15 protein-coding genes are annotated in these 15,424 nt (G+C 42.4%); all 15 read left to right on the top strand.

Annotation, left to right across the window (positions count from 1 at the left end):
- Window positions 1-154: 154 nt before the first annotated feature.
- Window positions 155-619 carry an rRNA maturation RNase YbeY gene (gene ybeY, locus ACFODW_RS08545; protein ID WP_390305313.1) on the top strand — a complete coding sequence of 155 codons (465 nt, stop codon included), beginning with the start codon at window positions 155-157 and terminating at the stop codon, window positions 617-619.
- The gene (locus ACFODW_RS08540; protein WP_390305311.1) at window positions 597-974 is read left to right on the top strand and encodes a diacylglycerol kinase family protein; all 378 of its coding nucleotides are present in this window, start codon (window positions 597-599) and stop codon (window positions 972-974) included. The genes ybeY and ACFODW_RS08540 overlap by 23 nt, the downstream gene beginning before the upstream one ends.
- A gap of 163 nt (window positions 975-1,137) precedes the next feature.
- Window positions 1,138-2,040 carry a GTPase Era gene (gene era, locus ACFODW_RS08535; protein ID WP_390305309.1) on the top strand — a complete coding sequence of 301 codons (903 nt, stop codon included), beginning with the start codon at window positions 1,138-1,140 and terminating at the stop codon, window positions 2,038-2,040.
- Window positions 2,041-2,132: 92 nt separating this feature from the next.
- Window positions 2,133-2,276, top strand: a complete 144-nt coding sequence (locus tag ACFODW_RS08530) for a YqzL family protein (protein WP_390305306.1) — start codon at window positions 2,133-2,135, stop codon at window positions 2,274-2,276.
- Window positions 2,277-2,345: 69 nt separating this feature from the next.
- Window positions 2,346-3,089 carry a DNA repair protein RecO gene (gene recO / locus ACFODW_RS08525; protein WP_390305981.1) on the top strand — a complete coding sequence of 248 codons (744 nt, stop codon included), beginning with the start codon at window positions 2,346-2,348 and terminating at the stop codon, window positions 3,087-3,089.
- 288 nt (window positions 3,090-3,377) lie between these two features.
- Window positions 3,378-4,262: a glycine--tRNA ligase subunit alpha gene (gene glyQ, locus ACFODW_RS08520; RefSeq protein WP_390305304.1), complete on the top strand. Its 885-nt coding sequence runs from the start codon at window positions 3,378-3,380 to the stop codon at window positions 4,260-4,262.
- On the top strand, window positions 4,263-6,347 hold the full coding sequence (gene glyS, locus ACFODW_RS08515; RefSeq protein WP_390305302.1) for a glycine--tRNA ligase subunit beta: 2,085 nt from the start codon (window positions 4,263-4,265) through the stop codon (window positions 6,345-6,347).
- Between the two features lie 85 nt (window positions 6,348-6,432).
- Window positions 6,433-7,062 (top strand): helix-turn-helix transcriptional regulator, encoded by a 630-nt coding sequence (locus ACFODW_RS08510; protein ID WP_390305298.1) that lies wholly within the window; start codon window positions 6,433-6,435, stop codon window positions 7,060-7,062.
- A gap of 12 nt (window positions 7,063-7,074) precedes the next feature.
- Window positions 7,075-7,881, top strand: coding sequence for a pyruvate, water dikinase regulatory protein (locus tag ACFODW_RS08505; RefSeq protein WP_390305294.1), 807 nt, complete (start codon window positions 7,075-7,077; stop codon window positions 7,879-7,881).
- A 429-nt stretch (window positions 7,882-8,310) separates the two neighbouring features.
- Window positions 8,311-10,131, top strand: coding sequence for a DNA primase (gene dnaG / locus ACFODW_RS08500; protein ID WP_390305291.1), 1,821 nt, complete (start codon window positions 8,311-8,313; stop codon window positions 10,129-10,131).
- A 31-nt stretch (window positions 10,132-10,162) separates the two neighbouring features.
- Window positions 10,163-11,284 carry an RNA polymerase sigma factor RpoD gene (gene rpoD / locus ACFODW_RS08495; RefSeq protein ID WP_390305287.1) on the top strand — a complete coding sequence of 374 codons (1,122 nt, stop codon included), beginning with the start codon at window positions 10,163-10,165 and terminating at the stop codon, window positions 11,282-11,284.
- Between the two features lie 352 nt (window positions 11,285-11,636).
- The gene (gene cccA, locus ACFODW_RS08490) at window positions 11,637-12,029 is read left to right on the top strand and encodes a cytochrome c550 (protein ID WP_390305284.1); all 393 of its coding nucleotides are present in this window, start codon (window positions 11,637-11,639) and stop codon (window positions 12,027-12,029) included.
- A 217-nt stretch (window positions 12,030-12,246) separates the two neighbouring features.
- Complete coding sequence (locus ACFODW_RS08485; protein WP_390305282.1) at window positions 12,247-12,954, top strand: tRNA (adenine(22)-N(1))-methyltransferase; 708 nt, start codon at window positions 12,247-12,249, stop codon at window positions 12,952-12,954.
- The gene (locus ACFODW_RS08480) at window positions 12,951-14,054 is read left to right on the top strand and encodes a Nif3-like dinuclear metal center hexameric protein (protein ID WP_390305279.1); all 1,104 of its coding nucleotides are present in this window, start codon (window positions 12,951-12,953) and stop codon (window positions 14,052-14,054) included. The genes ACFODW_RS08485 and ACFODW_RS08480 overlap by 4 nt, the downstream gene beginning before the upstream one ends.
- 37 nt (window positions 14,055-14,091) lie before the next feature.
- On the top strand, window positions 14,092-15,405 hold the full coding sequence (locus tag ACFODW_RS08475; RefSeq protein ID WP_390305277.1) for a DEAD/DEAH box helicase: 1,314 nt from the start codon (window positions 14,092-14,094) through the stop codon (window positions 15,403-15,405).
- Window positions 15,406-15,424 lie beyond the last annotated feature (19 nt).

The raw sequence follows: 15,424 nt of genomic DNA, 5'->3' as shown, positions 1-15,424 counted from the left end.
CCTGCTGTGAGAGGCACGACTGCTTGTTTCAAGTCTGGTGCAAAAGGGAAAAATTACACAACGGAAAAACCGTCTTTGTTCACACACGAGGGTTCATTAGAATACTTTATATCTGCAAGGGCAGATCTATAAATGTTGTAAGGAGGAAAAAAACATGCATATAGACTTTCATGACTCGACAAATACCGTAGAACCTGATCACTTTGATCTGCTGCAAAGATTACTCGATTTTACTGCGGAAAAAGAGGATATTCCCCAAGAAGCGGAAATCTCAGTCAATTTTACAGGGAATGAAGAAATACAAGAATTAAATCGTAATTATAGGCAGAAAGATAAGCCTACTGATGTTATTTCTTTTGCTCTCCAGGAAACGGTGGAAGGTGAGCCGGAAATCTCTGGGGATGATGGGCCATTGATTTTAGGGGATATCGTCATCTCTATTGACAAAGCTAAAGAACAGGCAGAGGAATATGGACATTCTCTTGAAAGAGAATTAGGCTTCTTAGCGGTTCACGGTCTGCTGCATTTGTTAGGCTACGATCATATGGAGAAAGAGGATGAGAAGAAAATGTTCTCCAGGCAGGAAGAAATACTGGGTGAGTTCGGTGTGGAACGATAATAAAAAGGGGATAGGCTTTTCCCATGCATGGGCAGGTATCCGCCAAACGTTGAAAACGGAAATGAATTTCCGTTTTCATCTGGCAGCGGGATGCATTGTCATATTCAGTGGTTTTTTGTTCAAGGTCACGCGGTTTGAGTGGATGGCGCTAATACTATCCATAGGACTGGTATTGGCCTCGGAAATAATAAATACTGCTATTGAGAAAATGGTGGATTATATCAAGCCGGATATTCATCCATCTGCTAAAGCGATCAAGGATATGGCAGCAGGAATGGTGATGATATCCGCGGCAACTGCTGCTATTATTGGATTAATTGTCTTTGTTCCACGGATAGGTGTGCTGCTTCAGTAAGTCCTGTGAAGTGGTTGCAAAAGGACTTCTATTTATTCCCTGCGGTTTCAATTGTACAACTATCCATAATAAGAGCATTTTTTTAAAGGTTTTGTCGTATTTGTGAAATAAGGAATTATTTGTAGTATCATTAGGATAAACGAGGTTATCACGGAGGATATATATGGAAAACAATTATAAATCAGGATTCATTGCAATTATAGGCAGGCCGAATGTAGGCAAATCCACCTTTATGAACAGGGTTATTGGTCAAAAAATAGCTATAATGAGTGATAAGCCCCAAACAACAAGGAATAAGATACAGGGGGTTTTGACCGAAAAAGATGCCCAAATGGTCTTTATCGACACTCCCGGGATTCATAAGCCTAAGCACCGGCTCGGAGATTTTATGGTAAAGGTAGCAGAGGATACATTAAATGAAGTGGATGCGATCTTGTTTATGATAAATGCGCAAGAAGGGTATGGCCGTGGCGACCAATACATCATAGATCGCCTGCAACAGGTGAACCGTCCTGTTTTTCTCATTATTAACAAAATTGATCTTATCCACCCCGATGATCTATTTACCATGATTGCCGAGTATAAAGAGAGATATGACTTCAAGGAAATTATCCCTATTTCCGCCTTGGAAGGGAATAATGTGGAACGCCTTCTTGATGTTCTTAAAGGGTATTTGCCTGAAGGCCCGCAATATTACCCAGAAGATCAGGTAACCGACCATCCGGAAAGATTTGTCATCTCTGAACTTATCAGAGAAAAGGTTCTTCACCTTACAAAAGAGGAAATTCCGCATTCTATTGCTGTGGTGATTGAAAATATAGAGGAGAGGGAGTCTGAGAAGATACTCATCCAAGCTACAGTTGTCACAGAGAGGAAATCACAAAAAGGCATTTTAATCGGAAAACAGGGAAGTATGCTTAAGCGGATCGGCCAGAACGCCCGTAGGGATATAGAAGCATTGCTGGGCTCCAAGGTTTATTTGGAATTATGGGTCAAAGTGAAGAAGGACTGGAGGAACAGGGAAAATCAGCTGCATGAGTACGGTTTTAGAAGTGACGAATATTAACCTTGGTAAATTTTAATATTCATTGTTTTCGACTCTGAGGGAAATCTAAAGATGTGAACATTTTCAAACAAAAATGAAAGGTGGGGTTTCTTGTGATTGATACTTGGAAATTTTTCAGTCAAACGGGAAACATTGAAACCTATTTGCTCATGAAGGAAATGGAGAATTCATCTTCATCCGATGAATGGCAGCAAAGTGAAAATGAAGAAGCATCCACAGAGGAAACAAACGTATAATCATGCGCTGGCGTCCTTTAGGGGGAAGTGTTCAGTCATTAGAACTGACTGGAAAGGAAGGGAAGCATGGTGCTTGAAAAAATTGACGGGATCATCATAAAAACTACTGATTATGGAGAGACGCATAAAATAGTCACGATTATGAGTAAAAAGATAGGGAAGTTTTCAGCAATCGCAAAAGGGGCAAAAAAGCCTAAAAGCAGAATGGCAGCTGTTACCCAACCGTTTATTTACGGACAATTCTTTGTATACCTCAACAAGGGATTAAGCACCCTGCAACAAGGTGAAATCATTCATTCCTTCCGTCCAATCCGGGAAGATATTATAAAGACAGCATACACAGCGTATATCACTGAACTAACGGAAAAACTGATGGATTCCCAAATACCCGATCCTTCCTTATTTGATCAACTTCACTACACTATGGAGTGGGTGGAGAAAAATGAAGATGTTGAAATACCTGTTATGATGTATGAAATGAAGCTCTTTGCCAGAGGGGGATTCGCCCCGTCCGTGAGCAGATGTGCCAATTGCGGAGGGAATGAGCCCCCCTTTTCCTTTTCCATTGCAGAAGGAGGACTGCTGTGCAGCAAATGCAAAGGCCTGGATCCAGATGCAATCCCATTATCGGAGTCTGTAGCAAAGCTGCTGTATATTTTCGCCAAAATAGGACTGGAACGTGTAGGAAGGATTTCGGTAAAACCAGAGAACCAGCGATTGCTGCGCAGAATTCTAGATGCCTATTATGATCAGTATGGAGGATATTATTTAAAATCAAAAAAGTTCCTTGGACAACTTGATAAGCTGAGGTAGTCTACTATTGACAATTTTTCCGCAGATGCGTAAGATATTGTACATATGAATAAGTGTTGCTGTGAAGGGGAAGAGTACTTGCTGCACTCCATTTAGAGCGAGTCCGGGATAGTGGGAGCCGGATGATGGACCAGCTTGGAAGGCGCTCTGGAGCAAACCTGTTAAAGCGGCCCTTGCTGTGTAAGGGCAAATAGGGTGGAACCGCGGGTAGAACCCGTCCCTATGTCTGTAAAGGTACAGACATAGGGACGGGTTTTATTATTAAAAAAATTTATGGAGGTTAAACATATGAATATCCAGGAAATGATATTAACGCTTCAACAGCATTGGTCTGAGCAGAACTGTATTCTAATGCAAGCCTATGATGTGGAAAAGGGAGCAGGTACTATGTCGCCAATGACTCTTCTTAGAAGCCTTGGGCCGGAGCCGTGGAATGTAGCATATGTAGAGCCGTCGCGACGGCCTGCAGATGGACGTTATGGAGATAATCCCAATCGTCTGTATCAACACCACCAGTTCCAAGTGATCATGAAGCCATCCCCGGACAATATCCAGGAGCTTTATTTGGAATCCTTGAAAAAGTTGGGAATTGATCCTCTGAAACATGATATCCGTTTTGTAGAGGATAACTGGGAAAATCCAACACTTGGTGCTGCTGGGCTTGGCTGGGAAGTATGGCTGGATGGTATGGAAATAACTCAATTTACTTATTTCCAGCAAATCGGCGGTCTGGAAGCGAACCCTGTATCTGTAGAGATAACATACGGAATTGAACGTCTTGCTTCCTATATACAAGACAAGGAAAATGTGTTTGATCTAGAATGGACAAGCGGAGTCACTGTTAGCGACATTTTTTACCAGCCGGAGTATGAGCATTCCAAGTATACGTTTGAGGAATCAGACACCGATATGCTCTTCCAGCTTTTTTCCATGTATGAAAAAGAAGCGGAAAAGACCATGGAAAAAGGCCTGGTCTTCCCCGGATATGACTACGTTTTAAAGTGCTCCCACACCTTTAATCTGCTTGATGCAAAAGGAGTCATTTCGGTAACGGAGCGTACCGGCTACATATCCAGAATCAGAAACTTGGCCAGAAATATTGCAAAGGCGTATGTTGCCGAAAGAGAGAGACTTGGTTTTCCTATGCTGAAAGAGAAAGAGGAGGAGATGTAAATGGCGAAGGATGTCTTATTGGAAATCGGCTTGGAAGAGTTGCCAGCACGATTTGTAGATGACGCAGAGAATCAACTGGCAGTAAAAACGGAGAAATGGCTGGATGATTTAAGAGTCGACCATGGCCCTGTAACTTCTTTTTCAACCCCAAGACGTCTGGCGGTGCTGGTCGAAGATGTAGCTGAAGAGCAGACATCCATAAGGGAGGAAGCAAGAGGGCCTGCTGAAAAGATTGCTAAAGATGAGAAGGGAAATTGGACAAAGGCTGCCATAGGTTTTACCAAGGGGCAAGGCAAGACAGTAGAAGATATCTATACTAAAGAAGTGAAAGGCACGACCTATATTTTCGTGGAGAAGCATATCGTGGGGATGGATACAGCTGAACTTTTGCCAGGCTTGCGGGACGTCATCACCTCTATCCAGTTTGGTAAAAATATGCGATGGGCGGATCAAACATTAAAGTATGCAAGACCGATCCGCTGGATGGTGGCATTGCATGGAAATGAGATCATTCCATTTGAATTGACCGGGGTACGGACTGGAAACAGGACATACGGACATAGGTTCCTCGGACAGGAGATTACAATTGGCCAACCGGCGGAATATGTAAATGCCTTAAGAGATGAACACGTTATCGCCGATGCCAAGGAGAGGGAACAGCTTATACGGGACGGAATCAAAGAGATGGAGAGAAAAGAAAATTTCCGCATTCCTATCGACGAGGATTTAATGAACGAAGTGAGGAATCTGGTAGAATATCCGACGGTATTCAAGGGTTCCTATGAGGGCCAATTTCTTGAACTCCCGCCTGAAGTGCTTATTACTTCCATGAAAGAGCATCAACGCTACTTTCCAGTAAAGTCTGTAGAAGGGGAGCTGCTGTCGTATTTCATTGGTGTTCGGAATGGTGACGAACGGTTTTTGGACACAGTTTCCAAGGGTAATGAAAAGGTGCTGCGTGCCAGATTGTCGGACGCCAGATTCTTTTTTGAAGAAGATCAAAAAAACTCGATAGATTTCTATCAAGAAAAGCTTAAGCGGGTAGTATTCCAAGATAAATTAGGAACCTATCACGATAAGGTGGTACGAATTGCGGAGATCACAGCAAAGCTAGCAGAATTGTTGGAGCTGAATGAAGAAGATACACAAGCTGCTGTCAGAGCAGCTGAAATCTGCAAATTCGACCTGATGACCAATATGGTTAATGAGTTTACCGAACTCCAAGGTACGATAGGAGAAAAATATGCTCGCAATCTAGGTGAAGAAGAGCAGGTTTCGAAGGCAATCGGCGAACATTATATGCCAAAACAGGCTAATGGAGAACTCCCATCAACGATACCAGGCTCAATAGTAAGTCTTGCTGACAAACTCGATACCATTGTCGGCTGCATATATGTTGGCCTGGTACCTAGCGGCAGTCAAGACCCGTATGGCTTGAGGCGCCAGGCGGCAGGAGTGTTGCGTATTTTGAAACAAAGGCAATGGGATGTCTCAGTAGAGAGTTTGCTGGCACTCACTCGAACGCTGTACCAGTCACTGGATTTGAATCTTGAGAATGAAGAAAACGCCGCTGCGGAATTAGAAGAATTCTTCAAACTGCGTGCATCCTACTTGCTGAGGGAAATGGATGTCGAACAAGATGTTATTCAGTCTGTCATTCATAAGGAAATTGGTGTTATTGACTATACGTTTGCCAAAGCTGCTATCCTCTCTGATAAAAGGACAGACGAAGAATTCAAAGTAGTTCAGGAAGCATTGACGCGTGTACTGAACCTTGCAGGGAAGACCTCAGAAACCGAAGTGGATCCAGCTGGCTTTGAAACAGAATCGGAGCATGTGTTGTACGAGAAGGTTCTCCAGATTACTGATCCTTATAAAAGGGCAAATAAAGAAAAAGATGCAGAAAAAGCGATGAACCTGCTAGCAGAATTGGCCGAACCTATCCATGCTTTCTTTGATCATAACATGGTCATGGCGGAGGACGAGCGGGTGAGAAGCAACCGTCTTGCTATGGTGAATGCTATTGCTGTATTGGTAAATGAATATGCTGACCTGAGAGCGATCGAATGGAAGCAAAGCTTTTAAACGACCAATACTTCCCTTTTCCCTCCTGTATAGGATATAATAATTATGAATAAGTATGTCATATTGCTCGTTGGGTGGTGAAAAGGTGGAATTATCAAATAGGCAGGAACAGATTATAGAAATAGTTAAAGAGAATGGCCCGATTACTGGGGAAAAGATTGCTGATCACCTCAGTCTTACCCGAGCTACGTTAAGACCGGACTTGGCTATTCTGACAATGGCCGGATTTCTGGATGCACGGCCAAGGGTGGGTTATTTTTACACCGGTAAGACAGGTTCCGAGCTTCTAACAGAGAAAATTAAGAAATATAAGGTACATGAGTTCCAGCATGTACCTGTTGTGGTCAAGGAGAATGTATCTGTTTATGATGCAATCTCTACTATGTTTTTAGAAGACGTGGGAACTATATTTGTGATTGATGAACATTCCTGTATAACTGGTGTTTTATCACGTAAAGATTTATTAAGAGCCAGTATCGGCCAGCAGGATTTAAGTGCTGTACCCGTTCATATTATCATGACAAGAATGCCGAATATTACGGTATGCAGGAAGGAAGATCTGCTGATTGAAGTTGCCAATCAGCTCATAAATAAACAGATTGATGGAATACCAGTGGTCAAAGATACGGAAAAAGGCATGGAGGTTGTAGGGCGTATAACGAAAACGACAATCACCAAAGTTTTTGTCGAATTAGTTACAGACGATCAGGTTTAAGGGGGAGATGGTATGGTGACAGAAAAACCGGTTGTTTACGTTCTGTCGGATTCGGTAGGGGAGACGGCGGAACTTGTAATAAAAGCTGGGCTGAGCCAGTTTAATAGTGGTGACTTTAAAATAAACCGAATTCCATATGTCGAAGATAAAGCGACTATTGATGAGGCTATTCAGATGGCGGGCGAGCGCAATGGTGTAATAGGCTTTACTCTTGTCGATCCCGACTTGCGCCAATACTTGAATGAGCAGGCAGCGGAGAAGGATATAGAAGTAATCGATATTATGGGGCCAACACTGGAGGCCATGGAGCGAGTATTTAATAAGTCCCCGAGGCTGGAAGCTGGTTTGGTTCATAAGTTGGATGAAGATTATTTCAAGCGTGTTGAAGCGATTGAATTTGCTGTAAAATATGATGATGGACGGGATTCCCGAGGTATTGCCAGGGCGGATATCGTTCTGATAGGTGTATCGAGAACCTCAAAAACTCCTTTGTCCCAATATCTTGCACACAAGCGTTTGAAAGTGGCTAATGTCCCAATTGTTCCGGAGGTCGACCCTCCTGAAGAATTATTCGAAGTGAACCCGGAAAAGTGTATCGGGCTCCGCATCAGCCCGGAAAAGCTGAATGAGATACGAAAAGAGCGTTTAAAGGCACTTGGGCTTGGGGATCAGGCCACCTATGCAAATATAAAGAGAATTGAACAGGAAATAAGTTATTTCAATGAAGTGGTTAAAAGAATCGGTTGTGAAGTAATTGATGTATCCAACAAAGCAGTCGAAGAGACGGCAAATATTATTATGCAGACCATTCATAGGTAGTATGTGATCGTACTGCATGTAAAAATGCGCAGAATACATTCCTTGAAGCAGGGTTGTTTTCTGCGCTTATTATTTTATTTTATTTTATTGGCATTTTTATCTTGTTTGTATTATAATATGAATTTGTGCAAAGATATTAGTGGCAGAAATAGTGTATTTGTTTTCAGGTTGGTATTCTGAAAAATAAAACATTCATCAGCAAGAAGGAATTTCATCGTTTCATGTAGAATTAAGGTGTATAAGCTTTCTGCAAACGCCCAAAAGCTCGACCTTTTGAAAATATAGACTTTGGGTAAGACTGCTATTAACACAACCTTAAAAACAACTGAAGGGATGTCCATAAGTTTTTCGCACATAAAGAAGAAAATTGTCGAATAAAGAAGGATTTTCTTCAAACATCTTGAATAATAGTATAGTATGGTGGTTATTATGGCCAATCAGGTTCCTGATGAGGTAATTGAAGAGGTTCGAAAGGCGAACGATATTGTCGATGTCATTGGTGAGTATGTTCAATTAAAGAAGCAAGGCAGAAATTACTTTGGTCTATGTCCTTTTCATGGAGAAAAGACACCTTCCTTTTCGGTAACTCAGGAAAAACAGATTTTTCATTGTTTTGGCTGTGGAAAAGGCGGTAATGTTGTAACTTTTCTAATGGAAATGGAAAGCTATTCTTTTTATGAAGCTTTAAAACACCTGGCAGACAGGAGCGGTGTTCAGTTACCGGAAGAGGGCATTCGAAAGGAAACGTCCCTCTCCACGGAGAGTCAGAGCATTCTTTCAGCATATGAATGGCTTGCAAAGCTTTATCACCATTTGCTCCGTCATACAAAGGACGGTAAAGAAGGATATACTTATCTGAAAGAAAGAGGGCTCCACGATGATACCATTGACACCTTTCAACTGGGTTTCGCACCGAACATAACGGATTTCACTACGGAGTTTCTTGAAAAAAAGGGGTTTCACCAGCAATTAATGGTGAAAGCAGGTTTACTATCCCAGAAAGATGATAATAGTGTAAGTGACCGTTTCAGTGGCAGGGTCATTTTTCCTATACGTAATCATCTGGGAAAAACGATTGCTTTTAATGGCCGTGCGATCAATGGACAAGGGCCGAAATATCTGCATAGTGCAGAGAGTGAACTTTTCCGAAAAGGAAAGACCTTGTTTAATTTTGACTTGGCCAAGAAACATATCCGGAAAGAGAATGAGGCCGTCTTATTTGAAGGATCCATGGATGTAATCTCAGCATATCAGGCTGGTGTCAAAAACGGAATAGCTACATTGGGCACTTCCTTGACGGATAGTCAAGCAAAGCTGCTCAAACGCTATGTCGACACGGTGATACTCTGTTATGACGGAGACAGAGCGGGCATGGATGCTACTTATAAGGCAGCCCAGCTGCTTCAGAATGTCGGCGCTTATGTTAAAATTGCCCGGTTATCCGAGGATATGGATCCCGACAGCTTTATCCGGCAGTATGGGGGAGAAGCTTTTATAGATCAGGTCATTAAACCGAGCACCACCTTTATGGGCTTCTACATGCGGTATGTAAAAAAAGACTTTAATCTCAGCCTTGAAGGAGACCGTATAAAATATGTAGAAACCGTGCTTCGGCAGGTTGCGGTGATTGACAGTCCAGTGGAACGGGAATATTATCTTAAAGAGCTCAGCAATGAATATAATATATCCATGGATACCTTGACCGAAGAAATCCATCAATATAGGCAGAAAAGCGGCAGCCGGGAGGATAAGAGAGAGAAGTACAGTAATACTAATAAGAAAGCAGAGCCGTCGTTCCACAGCAGAAAAAGACTTTTGCCGGCTTTCCAGAATGCAGAAAGACAGCTTATCTCCTACATGTTGCAAAACTCTTACATTGCAGAAAAGGTGCAGGAGGAAATAGGGGCCGCATTCAATCTGGATGTTCATAAAATCATTGCTACCCATCTGTATGCTTTTTATGAAGAAGGGCATACTGCAGACCCGGGCCTCTTCATGGAAAGGCTTGATGATGAGAAGGCCAGACAGGTCGTAGCAGAGATTTCCATGCTTCCTGTGAAAGACGATATCAGTGACAGAGAAGTTAACGATTATATACGAACCATCCTCTCCGAATCCGGTGACAGGATGAGTATCAAAGCACTAAAGGAACAGCAAAGATTGGCAGAGCAGCAAAATGATCCGCTTAAAGCCGCCCAAATTGCCATGCAAATTATCGAAATTCAAAAACAGTTGAAGAATACCAACTGATCTATAAAGTAGTCTGGAAGGAGGGGAACTCATGGCCGAAAACAAATCTTCACAAGTAAAACAAAACGCAACCGAGCTTACGCTTGATCAAGCAAAAGAGCAATTGCTTGAGATGGGTAAAAAACGCGGTGTTTTGGCATATGAAGAAGTGGCAGACCGCTTATCCAGTTTTGAATTGGAATCTGACCAAATGGATGAGTTTTATGAGTACCTGGGAGAACAAGGTGTGGAAATTATTGGTGAATCGGAAGAAGATCCGAACATGCAGCAAATTGCGAAAGAAGAGGAATTCAACCTAAATGATCTAAGTGTCCCGTTAGGAATAAAGATTAATGACCCCGTACGGATGTATCTGAAAGAAATTGGCCGTGTTGATCTTCTGTCTGCTGCAGAAGAAATTGATCTTGCCACCCGTATCGAAAAGGGAGATGAAGAAGCTAAGCGCCGGTTGGCGGAAGCAAACCTTCGTCTTGTGGTAAGTATTGCCAAAAGGTATGTAGGGCGTGGCATGCTTTTTCTTGATTTGATTCAGGAAGGAAACATGGGCCTGATTAAGGCAGTGGAAAAATTTGACTATCGGAAAGGGTTCAAATTCAGTACGTATGCAACTTGGTGGATTCGTCAAGCCATCACCCGGGCAATTGCCGACCAGGCAAGGACTATCCGAATACCTGTCCATATGGTGGAGACCATCAATAAATTGATCAGAGTACAAAGGCAATTGCTGCAGGATCTTGGCAGAGAACCGACCCCAGAAGAAATCGGTGAAGAGATGGAATTGTCACCGGATAAAGTTAGGGATATCCTGAAAATTGCCCAGGAGCCTGTTTCTTTGGAAACGCCTATTGGTGAGGAAGATGATTCCCATCTCGGTGATTTCATTGAGGATCAAGAAGCAGTCTCTCCATCTGATCATGCTTCCTATGAACTTTTAAAAGAACAGTTGGAAGACGTATTGGATACGCTGACTGACAGGGAAGAGAATGTTCTTCGATTACGGTTCGGCCTTGATGATGGACGGACTCGTACTTTGGAAGAGGTTGGCAAAGTGTTTGGCGTTACCAGGGAACGGATCCGCCAAATTGAGGCTAAAGCGCTTCGCAAACTTCGTCATCCAAGCCGCAGCAAACGTCTAAAAGATTTTCTTGATTAAATTAGGAGTCATTGCACACTCTGTAGTGTTCAATGGCTTTTTCTATAGCAGGTCCAGTCAGTTTCACCAGCAGGTGAGGCTGGACTGCTCTTTGTGTTACCGTTTTCATCGTTTGTCTATATTTTACTTAATCTCTCCTCATTTTGCAAATCCTTGGGTGAGGATTGTTTAAATAAGTTTAATTGTCATAATGGTATGGTCTATCCGTCAAGGTCAAGCTGTAAGGTGGTAAAAACTTACATAATTTTGCTTTTTCCTGCCTTTTTTCTTTAAACTCTTGAGATTTTGGAGTAAAATATATATAGTCTTATAATGCAGTACAAATTGGGGAAATACATAAGGAGGAATCATTATGAAAAATCCAGTAATCCCTTATGCAATTATTGCTGTTGCCGGGATTCTCACCGTCATTGTCTTTTCTCTGATTGGTGTGAATCAAAGAGAAGCAATCCAAGAAGAGCATAACGGGGAGCAAACAGAAGAATCAGAAGGAAATGCTGAAGAATCAGGAGAAGGGGAAACTACCGCTGACCCAGCTGCGATTTTTGAAGCAAACTGTGCAAGCTGCCATGGTGCAGACCTGTCAGGGGGAGCAGGCCCTGATCTGACAGAAGTGGGAAGCAGGCTTTCTCAAGAGGAAATTAAGGATATCATCATTAACGGTCAGGGAAGCATGCCGGCAGGGATGGCTACCGAACCGCAAGCCGAGGTTCTTTCCCAATGGCTGGCAGAAGAGTATCAATAAAGTGATTCATATACTTAAAAACCGGTGGGAACCGGATGCAGGGGAAATCTATGGCTCTCTCCATGTGTAGAGCAGAATGGAATTCTTATTACCCCATGCAAAAGAAAAGCTTTCTGCTCAAACAGAAAGCTTTTCTTTTTCTGCACAATCATGTGTTATAACTGGAATTTTTACAAATTCTATATAGAAAGACGATCTTAGGAAGTGGAGAATTTTTATGGGTAATAGAATCAACTTATCGGAAAGATTGAAAACGGCGGCTTCCTATCTACCTGCAGGGGCGGTCTTTGCAGATATAGGTTCTGACCATGCCTATCTGCCATGCTACATATGTCAGAAGGATGATCAAGCTAGGGCGGTTGCGGGTGAAGTAAGAGTGGGCCCTTATAACAGTGCCGTATCTACCGTAAAATTTCATGGGCTGACAAATAAAGTGGATGTACGGCTAGGTGACGGGTTGGAAGTTCTCAGTCCTAATGAAGTAAATCAGATAGTTATTGCTGGGATGGGCGGCTCTTTGATCCAGTCCATTCTCCAGAAAGGGATAGATAAACTTGGTACCGTAGAGAGAATCATTGCCCAACCGAATGTCAACGCCCGAAATGTACGCAGATGGCTCAGAAGAAATAACTATATGATTGTAGATGAACAGATTGTTGAGGAAAATGGGCATATTTATGAGGTACTTGCAGCTGATAAATACGCGGAAGACCCCTTTGAAGAGGAGTTATTGGAACAGCAACTGTTGTTTGGGCCAATTTTGTTAGAGAAAAAGCCATCTGCCTTTTATTATAAATGGGAACATGAATTGGCCAAGCTTGAAAGAGTCATCGATGAGATGAAAAAAGCCAGTGAGAAAAATATGGATAAGATTAGCCAATTCGAAATGGAATCAGCTTGGATAAGGGAGGTACTTGGAAGATGACCACATTCTGTAGCGACATTTTTGAATTGATTGAGAAATGGACTCCGAAACAATTGGCTTATGACTGGGATAATGTAGGTTTGCAAGTGGGTTCGCCCCATAAAGAAGTCAAAAAAATAATGGTTACATTGGATGTTCTGGAATCGGTAGTGGACGAAGCAATTGAAAAAGGTGCTGACCTGATTATCGCCCATCACCCCTTGCTGTTTAAGGAGTTAAAAGAGATAGACACCAGTACTCCTAAAGGAAGGGTGGTAAAGAAGCTTATTCAGCATGACATATCTGTCTATGCTGCACACACAAACTTGGATGCGGCTCACGGGGGGATTAATGATTTGTTATGTGAAGCGCTAAGCGTCCATCCGGATGAGGTGTTAGTCGAAACAGGTAGGCAGCGTTATTTGAAGATGGCTGTTTATGTGCCTGAGTCCCATGCAGATGACATTCGGAATGCCTTCCATAAGGCAGGAGCTGGCCATATCGGAAACTATAGTCATTGTACTTTCCAGACCCATGGTGTGGGAACGTTTAAACCGTTAGAAGGTACAAACCCATATATCGGCAAACACAATGAACTGGAATTTGCGAAGGAAATGAAAATTGAAACGATCATGCCAGAAGAAAAAACAGACCAAGTTATTGATGCAGTAATAGACGCACATCCATATGAAGAGCCTGCGTATGATATTTTTCCACTCGAGAACCCGGGAGAGGCTATTGGCATTGGCAGGGTTGGTAATTTAGCAAGTGAGATGAGTTTGCGTGAACTCTGTGCTAAGGTGAAGGATGCTTTCGGGTTGGAGGGCCTTCGAGTGACAGGTGATCTGAACAGAAAGGTGAAAAAGGCAGCGGTACTTGGAGGAAGCGGGGAAAAATACATTCATGCGGCCAAACAAAAAGGCGCAGATGTTTATATCACAGGTGATATGACTTTCCATATGGCTCAAGATGCTATGGAAATGGGACTTTCTGTTATTGATCCTGGGCATCATATAGAACAGATCATGAAAGGGGCAGTGAAAAATTATTTAGATGATGAACTCGCAAATATCGATGTTTTCATTTCTGAAAAGGAAACAGAACCATTCCAATTCCTCTGATTAATCTTTCAACAGCTTTAAAAAAGGAGTATAACTGATGACAGACAATAATTTTAGAGATTTTTCATTTCAGCCGATGATGGAGCAAATTATCCGGGGCCTCCAATTCAGAAAGCCAACAGAAATTCAACAAGAAGTAATTCCTGCGGCGTTAGAAGGAAAAAGTGTGATCGGGCATTCTAGGACCGGATCAGGGAAGACGCATGCATACTTGCTGCCTCTTTTTAATAAATTGGAGGAGGATAAACGGGAAGTTCAATTTGTTATCACTGCTCCTACCCGTGAACTGGCAACCCAGATTTATGATGAAGTCAGGAAAATCATTCGGTTTTCCGATAAAGAGCATACCTGGACAGCCAAACTTCTGGTTGGAGGGACAGACAAACAGAAAATGGCCGAGAAATTAAAACAGCCTCCTCACATTATAGTGGGAACTCCTGGAAGAATATTGGACTTAGTAAAAGAGGAAGCTGTTTCCATTTATACAGCTCGTTCTTTTGTCATTGATGAAGCTGACTTGATGCTGGACTTGGGTTTTATAAATGATGTAGACCAACTATTGGTCCGATCGAACCCTGGTGTTCAACTGCTTGTTTTTTCCGCTACTATCCCACAACGCTTAGAACACTTTTTCAAGAAATACCTGGAGAACCCTTATTATGTAAAAATAGACGACCATTTTTCTCCAGAAAAAATGGAACATCGGCTGATCGATGTAAGGCATCGTGATCCAGCTGATATAATATATGAAATATCCCAAACCATCCATCCATATCTGGCAATTATCTTTGCAAACGGAAAGGAAGCTGCCAATCAATTGGCTAATTCCCTTTTAGAGAGAGGACTTCAACCCGGCCTCATACATGGAGGGCTCTCCCCTCGCGAACGGAAGCGGGTATTGAAGGATATTCAGAATCTGAAATTCCAATATGTGGTAGCTACCGATCTAGCTGCCAGGGGTATTGACATTAAGGGAGTCAGTCATGTCATAAATGCACAGCTGCCGAAAGAGGAAGACTTTTATATTCACCGTGTAGGAAGGACTGCAAGAGCAGGGATGGAGGGGACTGCAGTCAGTCTATATGGAGAAAATGATGTAAAGCTTATCGAAAAGCTGGAGGATAAAGGGTTGAACTTCATTTATACAGATGTAAAAAATGGAGAATGGCATGAGGCAAAACCATGGAACGAGAGAAACCTCCGGACGAAAGTTACCACCGATATGGATAAAGAAGCGTGGAAACGAGTAAAGAAAAAGAAACAAGTAAAGCCAGGCTATAAGAAAAAGATGCAAAGGCAGCAAGAGTCAATTAAAAGGCAGTTGGCTAAAAAGAATAAACGTCATAAATAGCACATTGCAGGAGAGGTGT

It is taken from the genome of Virgibacillus sediminis, assembly GCF_042643265.1.
Lineage (GTDB): Bacteria > Bacillota > Bacilli > Bacillales > Amphibacillaceae > Virgibacillus_O > Virgibacillus_O sediminis.
The sequence above is the reverse complement of the archived record's forward strand: the minus strand, read 5'-3'. Positions and strand labels throughout refer to the sequence as shown.